We start from the raw sequence: 21,961 nt of genomic DNA, 5'->3' as shown, positions 1-21,961 counted from the left end.
GGGTGGCGTCAACTGGCAGAAAAACGGAGGGTGGCCTGCGCCACCCTCTTGCATCACTCGGCCTTGCCTTGCTGCTTGGCCCGCATGATGTTGATGATCTCGATATCGGTATCCAGCATCCCCTGCTTGGAGAGGCGGCCCAGGTTGGCGATGGTCTGATCCACATCGTCGGAGACGATGCCTTCGCTCTGGGGGACCCGCAGATTGTTGATGGCCATCAGCGAGGATTTCACCGCCGCCGAGGTGGAGGTAGAGACCTTCATGGAACAGGCGCTGCCGGCACCATCGCAGATGATACCGGAAACGTCGCCAATCATGTTGTTGATGCAGTGACTAATTTGCTCGAACTGACCACCCAGCAGCCAGGTGATGGCGGCCCCCGCCCCCATGGCGGCGGTGCTGGCGGCACAGAGGGCCGACAGCTTGTTCTGGTAGGTCTTGATGTAGATGGCGACCAGGTGGCTCATCACCAGCGCCCGGGTCAGCTGCTCGTCGCTCGCCTTGAGGAAGCGGGCGGCGGCCACCACCGGCATGGTGGCGGCAATGCCCTGGTTGCCGGAGCCCGAGTTGGACATGGCGGGCAGCATGGCACCATCCATGCGCGCGTCGGAGGCGGCGGAAGAGAGGCGCATGGCCAGAGTCATCAGGTCATCGGAGAGCAGCTTGCGCTCCACCTGCTCGGTGAGGATCTTGCCGATGCGCAGGCCATAGCCCTGCAACCCTTCGTCCGCCAGCGCCTGGTTCATGGTGGCCGCCTCGCGGATGAAGTCGATCTCGGCCAGCGGCACCTGCAGGGCGAACTCCACGATCTCGCGCAGGGTCATGGCGGGCTTGCTGGCAGGCGCGGCCTGGATCTGCACGCCAGGGGCACTGTCCTGCGCCATCAGCACCTCGCCATCGCGCTCCATCAGAATGATGCGGGTATGGTCGGTACAGATCACCACCCGGGCGCTGTGGCCGTCCACTTCCGCCAGCACCTCGGCGTAGAGCACGTCCGGCACATCCTTCACGTCCACCTTGATGGCGGGCAGCAGCGCCTTGGCGGCTTCGACCTGATCCGGCGTGAGGGTCTTGAGCACCTCCAGCCCGGCATCCGGGTTGCCGCCGGTGATACCGACAGCGGCCGCCACCGGTAGCCCTATCATGCCGGTGCCCGGCACCCCGACCCCCATGCCGTTCTTGAACAGGTTGCCGCTGACCCAGACGCTGACGCGGGTCGGCACCAGCCCCAGCAGCTTGCGGCAGTTGGCCGCCGCCAGCGCCACCGACATGGGCTCGGTGCAGCCAAGGGCCGGCACCACTTCACGCTTGAGCAGGGTAATAAAGTCGGTCCATTGTGCGTTCATTGCGATGTGTCTCATGTTCATGGTGCCCGCATGGGGCGTGTATTGTGCTGTCCTGCCCGCCGTGCAACGGCGGAGCGACATATAACCAGTATGGCGGGAGATGCCGGGCTGGCGGCAGCCGAATGAGGGCCACGCCTATGATCGGAGCCGCTGCGGCGCTGGGCAATCCGATCAACTTTTGGTAACTCTAAAGCAATAGGACTCAAATAAAATTGAGCCGACTCGCTTTTTGCGCAGGCATTATGCCCCACTGGCGGTGAAGTGCCACAAAATGTGAACAGGCGCACAACAGGGCGATAGCGGTCCGGTACCGCCGGTTCAAGACGGGGTCAGAGCCCGTAGCGGGTCAGCAGGGCCTGATACTCGGGGGTCTGCTTGAAGGCCTTGAGGGCGAGGGAGAACTGATAGGCCAGCCGTTCGTTGCCGGGCCTGTGGGTAAAGGCGAGAAAGTTGCGGTTGCTCTCGGTCACCATCTTTTCGCTGTGACCTACCTGATCCTGCAGCCCCTGCCCCTTGAGCAGGTAACGGCCCACTATCTGGTTCATCACCACCGCATCCAGCCGGCCGGCCATCATCAGGTGCAGCTGCTTGATCATGTTGCTCTCCCCGGTCATGGGCACCCGGGTGAACAGGGCCGAGGTCAGGAAGGGCTCGCCATAGGCGTAATCTGCCTGGGTGCCGATACGCAGCCCTTTGAGGCTCTCCAGGCTCTGATAGTCGACAGGCTTGCTGAAGGGGAAGAAGATCACTTCGCCGCTCTGGGAGAGGGGTTCATCCGGATAGTGCAGCCACTCCAGCCGGCGCTCCTCGAAGAAGACGTCGACCACGGCATCGCCGCGCTGGAACCTGGCCTCCTGCAGCACCCGCTTCCAGGGCAGCACCTTGACCGTGGTCTGGTAGCCCATCCGTTTGAGCACGGTGCGGGCCAGCTCAAGATCAGCACCGCCCAGACTGCCGTCGTCGAGGCGCATCACATAGGGCGGCCACAGCTCGGTGAGCAGGGTCAGGGTCGGCGGCTCGGCAGCCTGCACCAGGCTCCCCCACCAGAGACAAAACAGGATCCATCCTTTCCGCCACACCATGCCGCGCTCTCCCTCTGTGCATTGGCTGAGGATATACCAAAAAGTAAGTAATAAAAAAGGAGGCCGCAGCCTCCTTTTTGCTTTCCTCTCCGGCGCTTACAGCGCTTTCAGGATGGCCTCGACGCTGGCCTTGGCATCGCCGAACAGCATCTGGGTGTTCTCTTTGAAGAACAGCGGGTTCTGCACACCGGCATAGCCAGTGTTCATGGAACGCTTGAAGCCGATGACGTTCTGCGCCTTCCACACTTCCAGCACCGGCATGCCGGCGATGGGGCTGCCCGGATCTTCCATGGCAGCCGGGTTGACGGTGTCGTTGGCACCGATAACCAGCACGGTGTCGGTATCGCTGAAGTCTTCGTTGATTTCGTCCATTTCCAGCACGATGTCGTACGGGACTTTCGCTTCCGCCAGCAGCACGTTCATGTGGCCAGGCAGACGACCGGCAACCGGGTGGATACCGAAGCGCACCTTGACGCCGCGGTCACGCAGCTTCTGGGTGATCTCGGCCACCGGATACTGGGCCTGTGCCACCGCCATGCCGTAGCCCGGGGTGATGATGACGGAGCTGGAGTTTTTCAGCAGCTCGGCCACGTCTTCGGCGCTGGTCTCGCGGTATTCGCCCATCTCCTGGTCGGCCGTGGAGGCCACACCGTCGGAGCCGAAGCCACCGGCGATCACAGAGATGAAGGAGCGGTTCATCGCCTTGCACATGATGTAGGAGAGGATCGCACCGGAAGAACCCACCAGGGCACCGGTGACGATCAGCAGGTCGTTGGAGAGCATGAAGCCCGCCGCTGCCGCCGCCCAACCGGAGTAGGAGTTCAGCATGGAGACCACCACCGGCATGTCGGCGCCGCCGATGGAGGCAACCAGGTGCCAGCCGAAGGCGAAGGCGATCAGGGTCATCACCAGCAGGGCGAAGGTGGAGCCACCGGCGTTGACGAAGTGGATCATCAGCGCGATGGAGACCACCACGGCCAGCAGGTTCAGCTTGTGGCGGTGCGGCAGCATCAGCGGCTTGGAAGAGATCAGGCCACGCAGCTTGCCGAACGCCACCACGGAACCGGTGAAGGTCACCGCACCGATGAAGACGCCCAGGAACACTTCCACCAGGTGGATGTTCAGCATGGCGCCGGTCAGGTGCTCGACCTGGGCGACACTGTTGGCCTGTTCGAAGGCGGCGCGGGCCGCGGCCAGAGTGGCATCCAGGTTGGAACCGACAGAGACCACCACTTCAGCCGGAGCAGACGGGTGCAGATCGATGAAGCTGTTGAAGCCCACCAGCACGGCCGCCATACCCACGAAGCTGTGCAGCACGGCCACCAGCTCGGGCATTTCGGTCATCTCGACCTTGAGCGCCAGACGCACGCCGATGGCACCGCCGATCACCATGGCCAGGATGATCCAGTGAACGCCACTGGTTTCCGGGTTGAATACGGTGGCGAGCAGGGCGATGGCCATACCCGCGATACCGAACAGGTTGCCATGTTTGGCCGTCTCTTGCTTCGACAGTCCCGCGAGACTGAGGATGAAGAGCACGGCGGCAACGATATAGGATGCTGTTACCAGTCCTTGAGACACGTTAAACCCCCTTAATCCTTACGGAACATCTTCAGCATGCGCTGAGTGACGGTGAAGCCGCCGAAGATGTTGATACTGGCAATCAGCACGGCGATGAAGGCCAATGCGGTGACCAGGGTCGACCCTTGCCCAATCTGCAGCAGGGCACCGACCACGATAATGCCGGAGATGGCATTGGTGACCGACATCAGCGGCGTGTGCAGGGCGTGAGAGACGTTCCACACCACGTAGTAACCGACCACACAGGCCAGGATGAATACGGTGAAGTGAGAGAGGAACGCGGCAGGCGCCACGGCAGCAACCCAGCCGAAGGCGGCGATGCCGAGGGCACCGAACACGAACTTCTTGTTGGAGGGTTTGGCCTCTTCTTTCTTGGCAGCCGGTTTGGCGGCGGCCGGGCTCGAAGGGGCGGCAGAGACGGAGATGGCGGGCGGCGGGAAGGTCACTTCACCGGCCTGGATCACCGTCATGTTGCGCTGCACCACGTCTTCGAAGTCGATGGCGACGTTGCCGTCCTTCTCCTTGCACATCAGCTTCATCAGGTTGACCAGGTTGGTACCGTAGAGCTGGGAGGATTGGGCAGGCAGACGACCCGGCAGATCGGTGTAACCGATCACCTTGACGCCGTTGGCGGTGACATGCAGTTCACTCGATACCGTGTATTCGCAGTTGCCGCCAGCCTGGGCAGCCATGTCCACGATGACGGAACCCGGCTTCATGCTGTCCACCATCTCTTTGGTGATCAGCTTGGGTGCCGGCTTGCCCGGGATCAGGGCGGTGGTGATGATGATGTCCACTTCCTTGGCCTGCTGGGCAAACAGCGCCATCTCAGCCGCGATGAACTCTTCGCTCATGACCTTGGCATAACCATCGGAGGAGGAACCATCCTCGCCGCCGAAGTCGAGCTTGAGGAATTCACCACCCATGGACTCGATCTGCTCGGCCACTTCCAGACGGGTATCGAACGCACGCACGATGGCACCGAGGGAACCGGCAGTACCGATGGCGGCCAGACCGGCGACACCGGCACCGATCACCAGCACCTTGGCGGGCGGCACTTTACCGGCGGCGGTGATCTGGCCGGTGAAGAAGCGACCAAACTGGTGCGCGGCTTCAACGACGGCGCGATAGCCACCGATGTTGGCCATGGAGGAGAGGGCATCGAGGGACTGGGCACGGGAGATCCGCGGCACCATGTCCATCGCCATCACATTGATGTTGCGCGCGGACAGCTTCTTGACCAGCTCAGGGTTCTGGGCGGGCCAGATGAAGCTCACCAGAGTGGCACCATCTTTAATTTGTGCGATCTCGGCATCGGTCGGCGCATTGACCTTGAAGATGAGGTCGGCTTGCCAGACGCTCGGCACCACGCTGGCACCGGCAGCCTCGAAGGCGGCATCATCGAAGCTGGCCAGCAGGCCGGCACCGGCCTCGATAGCGACCTCGAAGCCGAGCTTTTTCAGCTGCTCAACGGTGGCCGGGGTCGCTGCGACCCGGGTCTCACCGGCGAGACTCTCTCTCGGTATTCCAATCTGCATGACTATTCCCTGATGGTTAATAAACAATCGCTGCCCAGTGTCGCATTTCTGGCGAAACAAGACATGACCAAAGTGCAGGTCACGGGCCCTTTGTTATGAAAATCAGTAGGCTTTACCTCAACCTCCTGTCATGGTCAGGCCCCCGCTTTTCAGGCGCGAAGGTGATTAGTATCAAATTTTGGAGTTTTATTACAACCGCAGTCCCGGCAGCGCGCGTACAGAATTCAGCCCGTCCCGGACCATGATTTAAAAAAACAAACCAAATTAGCGACTTATACCAGTAAAAAGCGCTGGAAAAAGTGATCCAACCAGTCAAAAAAAATGTTTTACCGGCCCTCTATCTTAGCGCTTTTTGTTCTTACGAAATCCGCACGGATCACAGATATCAGGCCGAAAACGAAAAAAGTAACTGTTTTGTAACAGACAAGGGGCCGTCTACCCGCCAAATAGGCGGATCCGGCCCCTGTTATTTAATCGTTTCGATGGTGACTGACCGGTGTGCCCGGCTTACCAGGCCGCCTCATAAATATGCTGGCTCTGCACCAGGTCGATATCGCCGTGCTCGCCGATGGCGGTCATGCCGTGTTCCGCCAGCTTGCCGAGCAGGGTATCAATTCCTGCGTCCGCCACGCCGTAATCCCGCAGCCGGGTCTTGATCCCCATCCGCTCGAAGAAGTCGCGGGTGGCGGCGATGGCGCCGTCGATGCGCTCAGCCTCGCTGCCACTGCGCAGATCCCACACCCGCTCGGCGTATTGCAGCAGCTTGGCGTGTTTCTGCTGGCGCTTGGCCTGCAGCAGGGCCGGCAGCACCACCGCCAGGGTCTGGGCGTGGTCGAGGCCGTGCAGGGCGGTGATCTCGTGGCCCAGCATGTGGGTGGCCCAGTCCTGCGGTACACCGGCTCCGATCAGGCCGTTCAGCGCCAGGGTGGCACTCCACATGATGTTGGCGCGCACCTCGTAGTTTTCCGGTTCCACCAGTGCCTTGGGGCCCTCTTCCAGCAGGGTCAGCAGCAGGCCCTCGGCGAAGCGATCCTGCACCTTGGCGTTGACCGGGTAGGTGAGGTACTGCTCCAGGATGTGCACGAAGGCATCCACCACCCCGTTGGCCACCTGACGGGCCGGCAGGGTGTAGGTGAGCACGGGGTCGAGCACGGCGAAGCGCGGCATCACGAACGGCGAGAAGAAGTGCACCTTGTCGCCGGTGCTGCGCCGTGTCACCACGGCGCCCATGTTCATCTCGGAACCGGTGGCCGGCAGGGTCAGCACGGCGCCGAGCGGGATGGCGGAGCGCACTTCGTTGCCCACGGTCTCGAGGATGTGCCAGGGATCCCGGGCCGGATCATAATGGGCAGCCGCGGCGATGAACTTGGTGCCGTCCAGCACGGAGCCGCCGCCGACAGCCAGCAGGAAGTCGACCCGCTCGGCGCGGGCCAGCTCGACCGCCCCCATCAGGGTTTCATAGGTGGGGTTGGGCTCGATGCCACCGAATTCAAACAGGGTCATGCCGGCCAGTTCGCTGCGGATCTGGGCCAGCAGGCCGCTGCGCACCACGCTGCCGCCACCGTAGGTGATGAGGATGCGGGCATCGCGCGGCAGCTGTTCACGCAGCTGGGCGACCTGGCCCTTGCCGAACAGGATCTTGGTCGGGGTATGCAGGGTGAAGTTGTTCATCGACATTGCCTCTTTAGTCTCTGGCGGCCAGGCCGCAAAAATGTGATTGCATTTTTCTCCAGACAACCAATACCATCAAGACAACATCCTGCTAGTTCTTTGCCTATTTCTACAAAGCAGCCAGAACAGACTCCAAGAGCATACCATGCAGACACGCTACACCGACCTCGCCGCCAAGCTGGCTCGCCACGTCACCGCTCCCGGCATCACTCCCTCGCCGGTGGATCAGGTGAGCCTCATCTACACCACCGAATACCACGGCCGCACCCCTGTGCTCTACCAGCCGCGGATGATAGTGATCCTGCAGGGACACAAGGTGGGCTATCTGGCGGACCAGGTGTTTCGCTACGACCCCAACCACTACCTGCTGATGACCCTGCCGCTGCCCTGCGAGTGCGAGTGCTTCGCCTCCCCCGAGCAGCCCCTCATCGGCTTCTCCCTCGAGATCAACCTGGTGACCCTGCAGGAGCTGTTGCTGGAGCTGGGGGATGCCCTGCCCGCCCCCGCTCCGCAAAAGAGCGGCGTGCACTCGGTGCCCCTGTCGGAGGCCATGTTCTGCGCCGCCGAGCGGCTGATCGAGCTGATGGACAAACCCCACCACGCCCGGGTGCTGGGGCCGCAGACGGTGCGGGAGATGCTGTTTTACGCCCTGCACGAGGGGGGCGGCCCGGCGCTGCAGGCGCTCGCCAACCGCCACAACCATGTGGGCCAGATCGCCCGGGTGCTGCGTATGATAGAGCAGCGTTTCGCCGACAACCTGACCATGGAGGAGCTGGCGCAGGAGGTGAACATGAGCGTCTCCGCCTTCCACCACCACTTCAAGGCGGTCACCGCTACCTCGCCGTTGCAGTACATCAAGTCGTTTCGCCTCCACAAGGCGCGGATGATGATGCTGCACGACGGCATCAAGGCGGGCACCGCGGCGGCTAGGGTCGGCTACGAGAGCAACTCCCAGTTCAGCCGGGAGTACAAGCGCTTCTTCGGCAGCACGCCGACGGATCAGGCCTCCCGCTTCCGGGAAGGCCAGCTGCGCATCATAGAGGGATAACCAGAGAGGAATTGTTCATGCGTACACTGCTTTGCCTGCTGACCGCCTGCCTGCTGACGGCCTGTACCGGCCTCGCCGACGGCATCCGCCCCGTTACCGGCTTCCAGCTCGACCGCTACCTCGGCACCTGGTACGAGATAGCCCGCCTCGACCATAGCTTTGAGCGCGGACTGGAGCAGGTGAGCGCCACCTACAGCCTGCGCGACGACGGCGGGGTCAGGGTGCTCAATCGCGGCAAGCAGAGTGACGGCAGCTGGCGCGAGGCAGAGGGCAAGGCCTACTTCGTCGCCAAACCGGACGAGGCACGGCTCAAGGTGAGCTTCTTCGGCCCCTTCTACGGCGGCTACAACGTCATCGAACTGGATCCCGATTACCAGCTCTCGCTGGTAACCAGCTACAACCACGACTATCTCTGGATCCTCGCCCGTTCCCCCAATCCGCCCAAGGCCAACGTGGATGCACTGGTCGCCAAGGCCAAGGGGCTGGGCTTTGCCACCGATCAGCTGATCTGGGTCACGCAGACCCCTGAGCCTGTCGTGAAATAAGCAAGGGCAGCCCGCGGGCTGCCCTTTTTCATGGACGTTCGAGCGATGATCAGAGCCGGAAGCGGCCAATCTCCTGCTCCAGCCGCTCGGTCAGCCCCTTCAGCTCGGCCGCCTGCGCCGCCTCCTGATTGGCCTGCTCGGCCAGCTCCTGGGAGACGTGGCGGATGTTCTCGGTGTTGCGGCTGATCTCGCTGGTGACCGAGGTCTGCTCTTCGGCCGCCGCCGCAATCTGGGTCGCCATGTCGCTGATGGAACCGATCGCCTCGTTGATCCGGGCCAGGCTCTGGTTGGCGGACTCCGCGTCCTCCACGCTGGTGCCCGCCAGCTGGCGGCTGGTCTCCATGCCGCTCACCGCCCGGCGGGTTGTCTGCTGCAGGGTCTCGATCATCTGCTGGATCTCGTCGGTGGAGTCGTGGGTGCGGCGCGACAGCACCCGCACCTCGTCCGCCACCACCGCAAAGCCGCGGCCCTGCTCGCCGGCCCTGGCCGCCTCGATGGCGGCGTTGAGCGCCAGCAGGTTGGTCTGCTCGGCGATGCCGCTGATGGTGGCCAGAATGCCGCTGATCTTCTGGGCATGGGCATCCAGCTCCACAATGATCTGGCTGGCGTCGGCCACTTCGTCTGCCAGCCCCGTGATGCTGCGCTGACTCTGACCGACCTGCGACTGGCCGGATACCGCCAGCTTGACCGCATCGCCCGAGGTGGTGGCGGCAAACTCGGCGTTGCCGGCGATCTCCTGGGTGGCGGAGGCCATCTCGGTCACCGCGGTCGCCACCATCACGATCTCGTCCTGCTGCTGGCGCACCCGCTGGCTGCGGGACTGGGCCCCGGCCGCCTGGGCGCGGGACTGGGCCGCCAACTCGACGGTGACATCGCGCAGCCGGCTGACGATACCGTGCAGCCGCGCCACGAACTGGTTGAAGCTCTCCGCCAGCTGACCCACCTCGTCCCTGCTGCGGGTGTTGATGTGGACCGTGAGGTCCCCCTCGCCGTGGGCGATGTCGTGCAGCGCACCAGCGACCCGACCCAGATCGGCAAACAGGTACTTGAACATGGCGGTGAGCAGGGCACTGAACACCAGCATCAGCACCAGAGTCAGCCCCACCAGCTGCCACAGCAGGGTGGCGAGCGGTGCCTCCAGCACGTCGCGATACATCACCATGGCCAGCAGCCAGTCGGTGCCCGCCACCGGCTGCACCGCCAGCAGCACGTCGCGCCCGTCGAGGGTGGCGGCGTGCAGTTCGTTGTTCTCACGCCCCCACTGCTGGAAGGTGGCCGCCGACAGCTCGGGAGATAGCTCGCCAATCTGCTTGAGCGCCAGCTCCTTGTTGGGGTGACCGACGATGAGGCCGCTGCTGTCGAGCAGCATGGCGTACCCATCCCCCTGCACCTGCATCGCCAGCACCTCGTCGATCAGCTTGTCGAGCGCCAGGTTGGCCCCCACGGCGCCGACCAGCTCGCCCTGATGGCGTACCGGCTCGGAGAGGGTGACCACCAGCTTCTGCATGGTGACGCTGACATAGGGGGCGGTGACAATAAGCTGCCCCGCCTTCACCGCGTCCTGATACCAGGGGCGCTCGCGCGGGTCATAGTTGCCGGTATTGAGGGAGGGGTCCTGGCGGGTCATCACCCCCTGGGTGGAACCAAAGTAGGTAAGCCCGAAGCCACCCGAGGTGTAGGCCTGCTTCAGGTGGGGCACCAGCTCGGCCTGCGGGTTGTCGGCGATCAGGTTAACCAGCGCGTGCACCGTGTTCTTGCGATCCGCCATCCAGTCGCCGATGGCGACCGAGTAGGCGTGGCCATAGTTGACCGCCTCGCTCTGGATGGCGCTCATGGTGCGGGATTTGAGGGTGTGAAAGGCAACGATGCCGAGCAGTGAGGCCATCAGCAGCACCACCCCCAGACTGGTGGCCAGCAGCTTGCCGCGCAACGAAAGTGTCATGACTACGGATCCTTGTTGTTGTGACGGGCCAGGGAGAGACCCTTGTTTAATCAAGGCTATCGGCCACATGCTGAACAGACTTTAGTGAATCCTGTCGATTTATCATGACTCGGCAACAGGTTGTGCCACAGCTCACGAAAAACCACCCACTCTTCGACCGATATCCGTCTCGACAAATGGCTATGCAGGACGCAATCCGTGCTAGGTTGGACTCCTTCAACCCCTGATGGATAAGCCTGCCATGCCCCGAAATATCGAGATCAAAGCCAGCATAGAGCGGATAGATGACCTGCTCCCCAAGGCACTCGCCATCGCCGATCAGGGCCCCGTCGAGATCGAGCAGGATGACACCTTCTTTCGCTGTGACGCCGGTCGTCTGAAGCTGCGAACCTTGTCCCCCTCGGCCGGCGAGCTCATCTTCTACCGCCGCGCCGATCAACAAGGCCCCAAGGAGAGCTTCTATCAGCTGACCCCGACACATGAACCGGATCGCCTGCGGGAGACCCTCAGCCTGGCCTGGGGCCAGATCGGCAGGGTGCAGAAGAAGCGCACCCTGTTGCTGGTCGGCAGAACCCGGATCCACCTAGATCGGGTGCTGGGGCTCGGCCATTTCCTCGAACTGGAGGTGGTGCTGGAGGAAGACGAGCCGCTTGAGGCGGGGATGCAGGAAGCCAACGACATCATGGCGCAGCTTGGAGTTGAGCCCTCCCGGCTGATAGAAGGCGCCTATCTGGATCTGCTTCTCCGGCAGCAGGCCTGAATGCAACAAGGCCGCCCGCAGGCGGCCTCCCATACTCTGCCCGGCAGGGCTACTTGACCCGTGCGATGGCGGTATTGAGCCGCATATTGGTCGCATCCAGCCCTGGGGTCTGGCCATGGAAGTCGAACTCCAGCCTGACGCCGGGGCGGAACAGCAGACAGTGGGTGGAGCCGCCGAAGTGGAACATGCCGAGCGGATCCCCCTTCTTCACCCTGTCCCCCGCCTGCACCGTGATCTCGCAGCTCGACACCTCGGCCATCCCCACCGGCACCACGCACATCAGACCGATTTTGGGGTTGTCCGCCTCGATGAAGATGAGTGCCCGGGTCGCCACCGAGGTGAGGAAGGGCTGGGAGTTGTTGGGGGCGCTGGGATCTGCCCCCTGCGGGTCGGCAAAGCCTTCGAACTGGTTCTCCAGATAGTAGGTGCCGTTGACGACGCGCACCTTTCGGATGGTGCCGCTCACCGGGCTGTGCCAGCGGTGGTAGCTGAGCGCGCTGAGGAAGGCCTGATAGACGGTGCCGCCCTCGAAACGGGGGGCCAGATCGTCAAAATCGAGCATGTTCTCCAGCGAATAGGGCTGCCCCTTGAGCCAGAACTGATCGCTGCGGCTCACCTCCTTGCGCACCTGCAGCGGCGCCGATTCGCAGGCGTTGACGATGACATTGTCATCCGTCGGCGCCGAGACCGGCCGCACCCCGGCCCGAAAACGCCGGGTGAAGAAGTCGTCCCAGCAGCCGAAGCCGTGGTATTCGGCGGCCGGCTCGCACTCGAAGATCTGCTCGAAACTGCCCGGCGTGGGGTTGGGCCCCTCCCCGACCGCTTCGTTCGCCACCTGCACCATCTCGGCCTTGGCTGCCTTGCCGAGCCAAGGCACCACCAGGGTCTCGCGATCCAGCCGGCTTACCGGCTCGGTCAGCACATAGCGGGAAGCCGGGCTTTGCAGGAACTGGGCCCAGTAGTCGAGGATCTTCTTGAACTGCTGGTTGACCAGGGCATTGGCAAAAAACTGGTAGCCGGAGCGGGTGGCCATGGGCCAGTCGAGCAGGGCATTGATGGGAAAGCCGATGAGGCCGGACGGTTCCTGGCTGGGGATGTCCTGATAGGCCTCGGGGGCCGTGGTCATGATGCCATTGAGCAGACCGAGGAACTCCTCGAACGAACGCACCTCAGGCTGACCGAGCGGGGTCTGGTGCTTGTGGCGCCAGGCCTCCTTGAACATGGCCTCGGCCTGGGCATGCAGCGCCGGGTCGGCATTGACCAGATCCCGCAGCTCGGCGATGGGGGGGACCAGCGCCCTCGGCTGCTGGTTCACGTAGTGCTTGATCCGCCGGATCCAGCGCTCGACATGGGCCCCATCCTGGGGGATCCAGCCGCCAGGTCGGGACTTGTTCAATCGGGTTTCCACTGCCTTGTTCATGGTTCGCTCTCCTCAGCTGATGTTCACGCCCACAATCCACGGCTTGAGCATTGAGTGCCGGCCTGCCAGCGGCATGCCAGGGCACCGACCCTGTTATGTAGCACAGGGGGCCCGGCAGCACGATTGCCAGAAACGACAGGGCAGAGTGGCGTAATAACGACTAGCGGTTGGGAGATGCGGGTATGGGGAGAGCAACCAGGCCAGGAGAGCAGGCGGCACAGGGGGATGTGCAAAAGGAGAGTGGCAGGCCCGGAAAAGCGAAAAGCCAGCTCAATGAGCTGGCTTTTCTGAAAATGGCAGGGGCGGCAGGACTCGAACCCGCAACCATCGGTTTTGGAGACCGCTGTTCTACCAATTGGAACTACGCCCCTGCAACAAACGAGGCGTAGTATACAAAGCGGGTTTCAAAGGTAAAGGCTTTTTTCTCACTTTCGGTGCGATTGCGCAAAGGACGAGCAGATCCCGCCAATTTATGCAGCTCCAATGGGTAACCTGCTGTATTTACAGCCTTGTTTGGGTAGGAAACTGACCGCAATGGGGGTAGGGTTAAAGTTGGAGCCAGGCAAGAAGGGGGCTGCACATGCTCAATTACCGGTTACTGCAACAACTTGCACCGCTCAACTTCAGGGATGAAAACAAAACCGAGACGCTGCCCGACTATCTGGCACGGGTCGCCCCGCTGGTGCCCTTCATTCCCGAAAATGTGCTCATCCAGTGGATTTATCGCCATTGGCGCGGTTTTGAGTCCAACTGGAGCTTTATCGATCTCGCCCGCCATCAGTTCGAGTGCGAGAGCTGGCCCACCGCACGGATCATCGACCAGATAGACTCCCGCCATATGGAGGTGATCGAACGCTGGGGCGAGATGTTGCGCAGCAACCGCTACGTGCGCAGCTCCTGGCTCGGGGAGAGGATGTTGCGCGAAGGGAGCTGGCCAGAACCCATCATAGTGCTGGCATCGACGGCAGGGGACAGCTACCCGAACGGACAACCCCTGCCCCACCCCTACTGTCTGCTGGAAGGGCACCACAGGCTCGGCTATCTGCGCGCCATGGTGCATGATGATGAGCCACTGCAGCCCCAGCATCAGGTGTGGGTTTGCCGACCTGTTCGCGGCACTTAAACGTTTTTTTGCGCAAATCTTGCCTTTGAAATAAATTTTTGACAATTCAAAATGCGACTCTATAATCTGTCCGGTTTGAAAAAAGGTCAGGACAGGACGATGCAGTTTTTGATGAAAAAAACAGCCTTGCAGACGGGTGGAGCGCACCAGAGCGGCCCCGTTGTTTCCGGTTCCCGACCCACAGATCCCCAATTGTTTTCAAAAAAAGCCCCTGTTTCAGGGGCTTTTTTTTGTGCCCGAAAAACCTTCATTGATGTCAAAGGGAATGCAGACGATGACCAATCCACTCTATAAGAAACATGTCATCTCCATCACGGACCTGACCCGGTCTGAAATGGAACTGGTAGTCTCAACCGCACAACGGTTGAAGGCCGAGCCCGACACCCGCTTGCTGAAAGACAAGCTGGTCGCCAGCTGCTTCTTCGAAGCCTCTACCCGCACCCGCCTCTCCTTCGAGACCGCGGTGCAGCGCCTGGGCGGCAACATCATCGGCTTCGCCGACGGTGGCAACACCAGTGCCAAGAAGGGTGAAACCCTGGCCGACTCCATCAAGATCATCGGCTCCTACACGGATGCGGTGGTGATGCGTCATCCGAAAGAGGGGGCGGCCCGCCTCGCCTCCGAATTCTCCCGCGTGCCAGTCATCAACGGCGGCGACGGCTCCAACCAGCATCCGACCCAGACCCTGCTCGACCTCTTCTCCATCCGCGAGACCCAGGGCAAACTGGACGGCCTCAACGTCGCCTTCGTCGGTGACCTCAAGTACGGCCGCACCGTGCACTCCCTGGCCCAGGCCCTCAGCCTGTTCAACTGCCGCTTCTTCTTCATCTCGCCGGAAGCGCTGGCGATGCCGGACTACATCTGCGAAGAGCTGGAAGAGAAGGGCATCCAGTTCAGCGTGCATGAAACCATGGAAGAGGTGATGCCTGAGCTCGACATCCTCTACATGACCCGGGTCCAGAAAGAGCGCTTCGACGAGACCGAGTACAAGCACATGGCCGCCAAGTTCGTGCTGGAACTGGCCACCCTGGAAGGGGCCAAGCCCACCATGAAGATCCTGCATCCCCTGCCCCGCGTCGACGAGATCGACGTCGCGGTCGACAAGACGCCCCACGCCTACTACTTCCAGCAGGCGGAGAACGGGGTCTATGCGCGCCAGGCACTGCTGGCTCTGGTACTGAACGAAACTGTCTAACGGAAAGGGGAACATCATGTCTGACAAGAACCAACTGCAAGTCGAAGCCATCCGTCACGGCTCCGTCATCGACCACGTCCCCGCCGGCCAGGGCATCAAGATCCTCAAGCTGTTCCAGCTGGTAGAGACCCAGGAGCGGATCACCGTCGGCTTCAACCTCAAATCCGGCGCCCTCGGCAAAAAGGATCTCATCAAGATCGAGAACACCCGCCTGACCGAGCAGCAGGCCAACCAGCTGGCGCTGTTCGCCCCCAAGGCGACCGTCAACATCATCGAAGACTTCGCCGTGGTGAAGAAGCACCAGCTCAAGCTGCCGGAGTTCATCGCCGGGGTGTTCCACTGCCCCAACTCCAACTGCATCTCCCACAACGAGCCGGTGGAGAGCTACTTCCGGGTGCGCGAGGTGAAAGGCGCGGTACGGATGAAGTGCAAATACTGCGAGAAGTCCTTCACCCAGGACATCGTCAGCGAACGCTACTGAGAACCAGACTCAAAAAGATATCCAGGTGGGCCCCAAGGGGCCCATTTTTGACCCCTGTCACATCACCAAATAACCAGTTGGTTATAATTTGCCATCCAAAGAGAGCTATTCCCGCTCATTTCCTGCCAGTGCATTGATTGCCAGTATTTTTTGCTGATATTCAGCAAATGCGGCAGATATCGAGCGTTTACCGTCGGTCATCATCAAAGGAATTCGCCGTGGTCAAAACCCTCAGCCGTCCCGTTGCCCAAGAGCCCGACCTGGCCCAGCTGGATGCCTGTCGCCAGATCATCGGCCAGCACTGCTACAGCACTCAGGAAGAGATCCGCCGCGAGCTGTCGGAGCGCGGCTTCGCCGACATCAGCCAGTCCACCATCTCCCGCCTGCTGCGCCGTCTCGGCGTCGCCAAGGCGCAGAATGCCAACGGCAAGAAGGTCTACACCCTGGTGGACGAACAGCTGGAACCCGCCGGCAGTACCCGCTCCATTCACGACATGGTGCGCGCAGTGGTGCACAACCAGCAGATGGTGCTGATCCATACCACGCCAGGAGCCGCCACCGTGGTGGCCCGTCTGCTGGATCGCAACGCCAATCCCGAGATCATGGGGGCCGTCGCCGGCAACGACGTGGTGCTGGTCGCCCCGCGCCACATCAGCCGCACCCGTCAGGCCCACGCCGCCGTGGTGCGCACCCTGGAGCAGGCGCGCTAGCCTTCCCCCAATGCAGCAAGGCGACCCAGGGTCGCCTTTTTGTTGTCTGCCAATCGGCTTTTTATCCCATCTGTGCGCTGCGCCTCGTGGTCGGCCATAAAAAACGGGAGCCAGCGGCTCCCGTTTTTACGGCTATGTCTGTCGGTGTTTATGCCAGCACGGCACCCAGGCTCAGGCAGACCACGATCAGCACGGTCAGCAGGCCGAGCAGCGGGGCTACCCATTTCAGCCAACGTACATAGGGTACCTTGGCGATGGCCAGGCCACCCATGACCACGGCGGAGGTCGGGGTCACCAGGTTCACCAGACCGGAGGCTGACTGATAGGCGGTGACCACCAGCTCGCGACCCACGTTGGCGAAGTCGGCCAGCGGCGCCATGATCGGCATGGTCAGCACGGCCAGGCCGGAGGAGGACGGCACCAGGAAGGAGAGCACCACTTCCAGCACGAACATCACGTTGATGAACACTACTGTGGAGAGGCCGGTCACTATCCCTTCTGCACTGTGCAGTATGGTGTGGGTGATCATGCCGTTGTCCATCACCACCACGATACCGCGGGCGATACCGATGATCAGGGCCACGCCGAGCAGGTCGCGGGCACCGTCGATGAAGTTGGAGGTCAGCTCCTCCTCGCTCATGCGGGAGATGACACCGACTATGATGGCGGCAGCCAGGAACACACCGGAGATCTGCGCCATCCACCAGCCCAGCACGGCCACACCGTAGATCATCACGGCGAAGGCGGCGACGAAGATGCCCAGCACTATCTTGCGAGTAAGAGTGAACTCCAGCATCTGGTCGCTCTTGTTGCCGAGGAAGTGGGCACGGTTCTCTTCCCACTTGTCAGCCACCAGGGATTTGCTGGGGTCGCTGCGCACCATCTTGGCGTAGCGCATCACATAGGCCACGCAGAGCAGCCAGCCGGCCACCAGCATGGCGACGCGCAGCCAGATGCCATCGGTAAAGGAGATGCCGGCGGCGTTGGCGGCGATCACGGTGGCAAACGGGTTGATGGTGGAACCCAGAGTACCGATACCGGCCCCCAGCAGCACGGTGGCGGCGGCGACGACCGGGTCGAAGCGGGCGGCCATCATCACAGGTACCAGCAGGGTGTAGAACGGCAGGGACTCTTCCGCCATGCCGTAGATGGTGCCCCCTGCGGCGAACAGCGCCATCAGGATCGGGATCATCCACTCTTCACGGCCGCGCAGGCGGTCGGTCACCCGTTCGATACCGGCATCGATGGCACCGGTCTTGGTCACTATGCCAAGAAAACCACCGATGATCAGGATGAAGAGGGAGACGTCGATGGCGCCTGCCTCGTAGGTGTCATGGTTGTAGAGACCATCGATCGGCGCCAGCAGCACGTCGACGATCCCCTGGGGATTGCCCTCTACCAGCTTGTAGGTACCGGCCACCGGCACTTCCTTGCCGAGGGCTTCGTTCATGGTCATTTCGTATTTGCCGGCCGGCACTATCCAGCTCAGGGCGGCCACCAGGGCGATCAGCACGAACAATATCGTGTAGGCTGACGGGAACTTGAATTTGGTCATGGTCCAGCTTCCTTCTGTGGGTGTGGTATCCATGCAGGCTGCGGGTCGTAGGGTTGGAGGTATTATGCCGCTGTCACATGGTCGAAAAGCCGGGGGTCACCCCCCGGCACCACTACTGCGACCTTAGTCGCCCAGCGTAGCAACCATCACTGCCTTGATGGTGTGCATCCGGTTTTCGGCCTCGTCGAACACGATGCTGTGCTCGGATTCGAACACGTCCTCGGTCACTTCCAGGCCTTTCATGCCGTATTTGTCAGCCACTTCCTTGCCCATGGTAGTTTCATCGTTGTGGAACGCCGGCAGGCAGTGCATGAACTTCACATCCGGGTTCTTGGTGGCGTTGATGACGTCCATGTTGACCTGATACGGGGTCATCAGTTTGACGCGCTGATCCCAGGCTTCTTTCGCTTCACCCATGGAAACCCAGACGTCGGTGTAGAGGAAGTCGGTACCCAGCACACCCTCTTTCACATCTTCGGTCAGGGTGATGCGTGCGCCTGTCTCTTCGGCGATCAGGCGGCACTTGGCAACCAGCTCTTCTTCCGGCCAGAAGGCTTTCGGTGCGACCAGGCGGATGTCCATGCCCATCTTGGCGGCGCCGACCATCAGGGAGTTACCCATGTTGTTGCGGGCGTCACCCAGGTAGGCGAACTTGATTTGATCCAGGCGTTTGCCCTTGCCGTGCTCCAGCATGGTCATGAAGTCGGCCAGGATCTGGGTCGGGTGGAATTCGTTGGTCAGACCGTTCCAGACCGGGACACCGGCGTGGGCACCCAGCTCTTCCACGATCTCCTGGCCATAGCCACGGTATTCGATGCCGTCATACATGCGGCCCAGCACCCGGGCGGTGTCTTTCATGGACTCCTTGTGGCCGATCTGGGAACCGCTCGGGCCGAGGTAGGAGACCTGGGCGCCCTGGTCGAAGGCCGCCACTTCAAACGCACAACGGGTACGGGTGGAGGTCTTCTCGAAGATCAGGGCGATGTTCTTGCCGGTCAGGTGTTTACGCTCATAGCCACCGTATTTGGCTTTCTTCAGGTCGATGGCCAGATCGATCATGTATTGGATTTCGCGCGGGGTGAAGTCCAGCAGTTTCAGGAAGTTACGGTTACGCAGATTAAAAGCCATGATGAGTTCTCTCTATATTTGTTTCAGACCAATTCAGGCAGTAGTGTTGACTACGCATTCTCAGTACAGATGTCGGTAATTACGCATTCACGGTACGGGTGGCGACGATATTGGTGCCGGCTTCGCCCTTGAGGATGGCCAGGCCATCGTCCAGTGCACCTATGCCGACCATGCCGCCGGTCGCCTTGACGAATTCACAGGAGGCTTCGACTTTCGGCCCCATGGAGCCTGCGTCGAACTTGACGCCGGCCAGCTCGTCCGGGCTGGTGATCCGCAGCGGACGCTGGGTCGGTTTGCCCCAGTCCAGGTAGACGGCATCGGCATCGGTCAGGATCAGCAGGGCGTCGGCCTTGATCTGCTTGGCCAGGTAGGCGGCAGACATGTCCTTGTCGATGACGGCTTCGATGCCGGTCAGGCTCTGGCCATCCCAGGTCACCGGGATGCCACCACCACCGGTACAGATGATGAGGTGGCCCTGGGCGATCAGGGTTTCGATGGCGTCGCCTTCGACGATGCGCTGGGGCAGTGGAGACGGCACCACGCGGCGGAAGAACTTGCCGTCAGCCTTGACCACCCACTGCTTCTCTGCAGCCAGGGCGCGGGCTTCAGCCTCTTCGTAGACGGGGCCGATAAATTTGGTCGGATTGACGAAGGCCGGATCTTGCGGGTCAACCTGCACCTGGGTCAGCAGCGCGGTGACGTTGCGGCTCGGCATCAGGTTCTTCAATTCCTGGATCAGCATGTAGCCGATCATGCCCTGGGACTCGGCACCCAGCACATCCAGCGGATAGGGGGATACCTTGGTGTAGGCACTGTTCTGCAGAGCCAGCAGGCCGACTTGCGGGCCGTTGCCATGCACCAGCACCACGTTGTACTCCTGAGCGATCAGGGCGATGGTCTTGGCGGCGGTGGCGATGTTCTTGCGCTGGATATCTGCTTCAAGCGGCTCGCCACGACGGAGCAGAGCATTGCCACCCAGGGCGACGACGACAGTTGGTTTTTTCATGAGTGTTACTCTCGAGTTTGGTGCTGTGTGGCGCCAGCCTCTGCCGGCGCCACGCCGTCTTGTTAGATGCCGTCGCGTTCCATCGGGCAGCTCATGCAGCGGGCGCCGCCGCGGCCACGTCCCAGCTCTTCACCCGGGATGGGCAGCACAGTGATGCCGGCCTTGTCGTACTTCTCGTTGGTGTAGGTATTGCGCTCGTAACCCACCACCACGCCGGGGCGCACGGTCAGCACGTTGTTGGCATCGTTCCACTGCTCGCGCTCGGCCTCGAAGGTGTCGCCACCTGTGGTGATGAGCTTGAGCTGATCGACACCCAGTGCCTTCTCGATGGCGGTGACGAAGTAACCCTCTTCCTTGATGTTCATGCCGGTGGCACCGCCCGGAGTCAGGCTCCAGCAGTTCACATCCTTGCGGATGACTTCCGGATAGACGGAGAAGGTGTCTATGTCCATGTGGGTCATGACGGTATCCAGGTGCATGCAGCTGCGGTGTTTAGGCAGTTGCATGGCGATGACCTGTTTGGCCTGGCCGTGCTTGAACAGGCCGCGAGCCAGGTGCTCGACCCCTTGCGGTGTGGTGCGCTCGGACATGCCGATGAGCACGGCGCCACGACCGATGACCAGTACGTCGCCCCCTTCGATGGTGGAGTTGTCGTAGTCGCGATCCTCGTCACCGAAGTATTTGATGAAGTCCTGACCGGCAAACTGCGGGTGCCAGCGATAGATGGCCTTCACGTGGTTGGTTTCGCGACGGCGGGCCGGTTTGGCCATCGGGTTGATGGAGACGCCACCATAGACCCAGCAGGAGGTATCACGGGTAAAGAGGTGGTTGGGCAGCGGCTCGATGATGAAGTCGGTCGGTGCGTGCATGCCCACTACCATGTTGACGCCGCTGTAGGGCATCTCGGAGTAGGTCAGGCCACCGGAGAGAATGCGGGCCAGCTCGCGGTGCGGCATGTCGGCCAGGAAGCAGCGTACGTCGTTGGCAAAAGAAGTGCCGAGGCGATAGTCGGAGACCTGATGTTGCAGCAGCCAGGTTTTGGCTTCCGGCACGTCCAAGGTTTCCGCCAGCAGATTGGTCAGCAGGAAAACTTCGACATTCTGATCGCGCAGTACCTGAGCGAATTTGTCGTGCTCCTGACCGGCACGTTCAACGGACAGGACGTCATCGAACAACAGATCCTGGCAGTTGGAAGGAGTCAGACGCTTCAGACTGAGGTTGGGGCGGTGCAACATGACACGGCGCAATTGGCCAACTTCAGAACCTACATAAAATTTGCTCATGATTATATTCCGTCTAGCAGTGGTCCCTGCGAGTGATTGAATAGATTCCTTCTATTCATGCTCGTGGCTAAGGCGGGATATTCTTTATGTAGGGTAATCGGCTTGTGTTCTATCCTGCCCTTGCCTTTCGAGACCGAGGTTAGACCTGCCAATCACGATAAACTTAGACATTGATCACATTCACCCAGAACTGAATAAATTCACGGTTTATTCTTTGATAGGGGTAACAGAACTGACAATCTCCCATTCACCCATCCCGTTTAAATACGCACTTTCTTCGGCACATATTTCATATTTTACCTTGTTTCATTCACGCCAAATATCTACAAAGGGATAAACGTAAAAACAAAAAACCTTTAATTTCATGAAGATAAAAATACAACCACCACAGAATGAATTTTATATGCAGATATTTGAATTTTCCGCGCTCTTTACGAGGCGCTCGCAGCAAATAAAAAGTCACGGCCAGGCTCCGCGCTGAATAATCTTTTTGTTGTTCCAGATCATGGAATCGCGTCTGTTCCGCTTGCCGGGCCAGACTACAGGC

General features: G+C 61.2%; 19 protein-coding genes and 1 tRNA gene. 8 read left to right on the top strand and 12 right to left on the bottom strand.

Features of this window, described 5'->3' with window-relative positions; all coding sequences use genetic code 11:
• Nucleotides 1-53: 53 nt before the first annotated feature.
• The 5 genes from AB5Y81_RS18570 to yqhD all read right to left on the bottom strand — a co-directional run bounded on the left by AB5Y81_RS18570 (nucleotide 54) and on the right by yqhD (nucleotide 7,218).
• Nucleotides 54-1,361 (bottom strand): serine dehydratase subunit alpha family protein, encoded by a 1,308-nt coding sequence (locus AB5Y81_RS18570; RefSeq protein WP_279485169.1) that lies wholly within the window; start codon nucleotides 1,359-1,361, stop codon nucleotides 54-56.
• A 314-nt stretch (nucleotides 1,362-1,675) separates the two neighbouring features.
• Nucleotides 1,676-2,428: an ABC transporter substrate-binding protein gene (locus tag AB5Y81_RS18565; RefSeq protein WP_017781197.1), complete on the bottom strand. Its 753-nt coding sequence runs from the start codon at nucleotides 2,426-2,428 to the stop codon at nucleotides 1,676-1,678.
• A gap of 96 nt (nucleotides 2,429-2,524) precedes the next feature.
• Nucleotides 2,525-4,009, bottom strand: coding sequence for a Re/Si-specific NAD(P)(+) transhydrogenase subunit beta (gene pntB / locus AB5Y81_RS18560; protein ID WP_005306445.1), 1,485 nt, complete (start codon nucleotides 4,007-4,009; stop codon nucleotides 2,525-2,527).
• A gap of 11 nt (nucleotides 4,010-4,020) precedes the next feature.
• Nucleotides 4,021-5,547, bottom strand: coding sequence for a Re/Si-specific NAD(P)(+) transhydrogenase subunit alpha (pntA, locus tag AB5Y81_RS18555; RefSeq protein WP_279485168.1), 1,527 nt, complete (start codon nucleotides 5,545-5,547; stop codon nucleotides 4,021-4,023).
• Nucleotides 5,548-6,054: 507 nt separating this feature from the next.
• Nucleotides 6,055-7,218 (bottom strand): alcohol dehydrogenase, encoded by a 1,164-nt coding sequence (gene yqhD, locus AB5Y81_RS18550; protein ID WP_005306449.1) that lies wholly within the window; start codon nucleotides 7,216-7,218, stop codon nucleotides 6,055-6,057.
• 145 nt (nucleotides 7,219-7,363) lie between these two features.
• Here yqhD and AB5Y81_RS18545 point away from each other — a divergent pair, with 145 nt between their 5' ends.
• The gene (locus AB5Y81_RS18545) at nucleotides 7,364-8,266 is read left to right on the top strand and encodes an AraC family transcriptional regulator (protein ID WP_279485167.1); all 903 of its coding nucleotides are present in this window, start codon (nucleotides 7,364-7,366) and stop codon (nucleotides 8,264-8,266) included.
• A 17-nt stretch (nucleotides 8,267-8,283) separates the two neighbouring features.
• Nucleotides 8,284-8,811 carry a lipocalin family protein gene (locus AB5Y81_RS18540; RefSeq protein ID WP_117405344.1) on the top strand — a complete coding sequence of 176 codons (528 nt, stop codon included), beginning with the start codon at nucleotides 8,284-8,286 and terminating at the stop codon, nucleotides 8,809-8,811.
• 49 nt (nucleotides 8,812-8,860) lie between these two features.
• On the opposite strand, the gene AB5Y81_RS18535 is transcribed toward AB5Y81_RS18540, so the two are convergent.
• The gene (locus AB5Y81_RS18535) at nucleotides 8,861-10,753 is read right to left on the bottom strand and encodes a methyl-accepting chemotaxis protein (protein ID WP_117405345.1); all 1,893 of its coding nucleotides are present in this window, start codon (nucleotides 10,751-10,753) and stop codon (nucleotides 8,861-8,863) included.
• A gap of 241 nt (nucleotides 10,754-10,994) precedes the next feature.
• Here AB5Y81_RS18535 and AB5Y81_RS18530 point away from each other — a divergent pair, with 241 nt between their 5' ends.
• Nucleotides 10,995-11,513 carry a class IV adenylate cyclase gene (locus AB5Y81_RS18530; protein ID WP_279485165.1) on the top strand — a complete coding sequence of 173 codons (519 nt, stop codon included), beginning with the start codon at nucleotides 10,995-10,997 and terminating at the stop codon, nucleotides 11,511-11,513.
• Between the two features lie 49 nt (nucleotides 11,514-11,562).
• Here the strand turns inward: AB5Y81_RS18530 and AB5Y81_RS18525 are convergent, their stop codons facing one another.
• Nucleotides 11,563-12,933: a phosphatidylserine decarboxylase family protein gene (locus tag AB5Y81_RS18525; protein ID WP_216988889.1), complete on the bottom strand. Its 1,371-nt coding sequence runs from the start codon at nucleotides 12,931-12,933 to the stop codon at nucleotides 11,563-11,565.
• A gap of 294 nt (nucleotides 12,934-13,227) precedes the next feature.
• Nucleotides 13,228-13,304, bottom strand: a tRNA-Trp gene (locus AB5Y81_RS18520).
• A 209-nt stretch (nucleotides 13,305-13,513) separates the two neighbouring features.
• Here AB5Y81_RS18520 and AB5Y81_RS18515 point away from each other — a divergent pair.
• The 5 genes from AB5Y81_RS18515 (at nucleotide 13,514) to AB5Y81_RS18495 (ending at nucleotide 16,442) form a co-directional block, all read left to right on the top strand.
• Complete coding sequence (locus AB5Y81_RS18515; RefSeq protein ID WP_065018507.1) at nucleotides 13,514-14,056, top strand: hypothetical protein; 543 nt, start codon at nucleotides 13,514-13,516, stop codon at nucleotides 14,054-14,056.
• 99 nt (nucleotides 14,057-14,155) lie between these two features.
• Entirely contained in the window at nucleotides 14,156-14,350 is a 195-nt protein-coding gene (locus tag AB5Y81_RS18510; RefSeq protein WP_139431056.1) for a hypothetical protein, read from the top strand.
• Complete coding sequence (pyrB, locus tag AB5Y81_RS18505) at nucleotides 14,331-15,251, top strand: aspartate carbamoyltransferase (RefSeq protein WP_005306463.1); 921 nt, start codon at nucleotides 14,331-14,333, stop codon at nucleotides 15,249-15,251. The genes AB5Y81_RS18510 and pyrB overlap by 20 nt, the downstream gene beginning before the upstream one ends.
• A 16-nt stretch (nucleotides 15,252-15,267) precedes the next feature.
• Nucleotides 15,268-15,732: an aspartate carbamoyltransferase regulatory subunit gene (gene pyrI / locus AB5Y81_RS18500; protein ID WP_005306465.1), complete on the top strand. Its 465-nt coding sequence runs from the start codon at nucleotides 15,268-15,270 to the stop codon at nucleotides 15,730-15,732.
• A 218-nt stretch (nucleotides 15,733-15,950) separates the two neighbouring features.
• Nucleotides 15,951-16,442, top strand: a complete 492-nt coding sequence (locus tag AB5Y81_RS18495) for an arginine repressor (RefSeq protein WP_005306467.1) — start codon at nucleotides 15,951-15,953, stop codon at nucleotides 16,440-16,442.
• A 148-nt stretch (nucleotides 16,443-16,590) separates the two neighbouring features.
• Here AB5Y81_RS18495 and AB5Y81_RS18490 read toward each other — a convergent pair whose 3' ends face one another.
• The 4 genes from AB5Y81_RS18490 to arcA all read right to left on the bottom strand — a co-directional run bounded on the left by AB5Y81_RS18490 (nucleotide 16,591) and on the right by arcA (nucleotide 21,414).
• Nucleotides 16,591-17,997, bottom strand: coding sequence for a YfcC family protein (locus tag AB5Y81_RS18490; RefSeq protein ID WP_005306469.1), 1,407 nt, complete (start codon nucleotides 17,995-17,997; stop codon nucleotides 16,591-16,593).
• 123 nt (nucleotides 17,998-18,120) lie between these two features.
• Nucleotides 18,121-19,125 carry an ornithine carbamoyltransferase gene (gene argF / locus AB5Y81_RS18485; RefSeq protein ID WP_005306471.1) on the bottom strand — a complete coding sequence of 335 codons (1,005 nt, stop codon included), beginning with the start codon at nucleotides 19,123-19,125 and terminating at the stop codon, nucleotides 18,121-18,123.
• A 79-nt stretch (nucleotides 19,126-19,204) separates the two neighbouring features.
• Nucleotides 19,205-20,131: a carbamate kinase gene (gene arcC, locus AB5Y81_RS18480; RefSeq protein WP_010635806.1), complete on the bottom strand. Its 927-nt coding sequence runs from the start codon at nucleotides 20,129-20,131 to the stop codon at nucleotides 19,205-19,207.
• A gap of 62 nt (nucleotides 20,132-20,193) precedes the next feature.
• On the bottom strand, nucleotides 20,194-21,414 hold the full coding sequence (gene arcA, locus AB5Y81_RS18475) for an arginine deiminase (protein WP_017764826.1): 1,221 nt from the start codon (nucleotides 21,412-21,414) through the stop codon (nucleotides 20,194-20,196).
• Nucleotides 21,415-21,961: the final 547 nt, after the last annotated feature.

Source organism: Aeromonas sp. s2, assembly GCF_040907935.1.
Classification (GTDB): Bacteria; Pseudomonadota; Gammaproteobacteria; order Enterobacterales; family Aeromonadaceae; genus Aeromonas; species Aeromonas dhakensis.
Note: the sequence above shows the minus strand (reverse complement) of the source record. Positions and strands in the feature narration are given on the sequence as shown.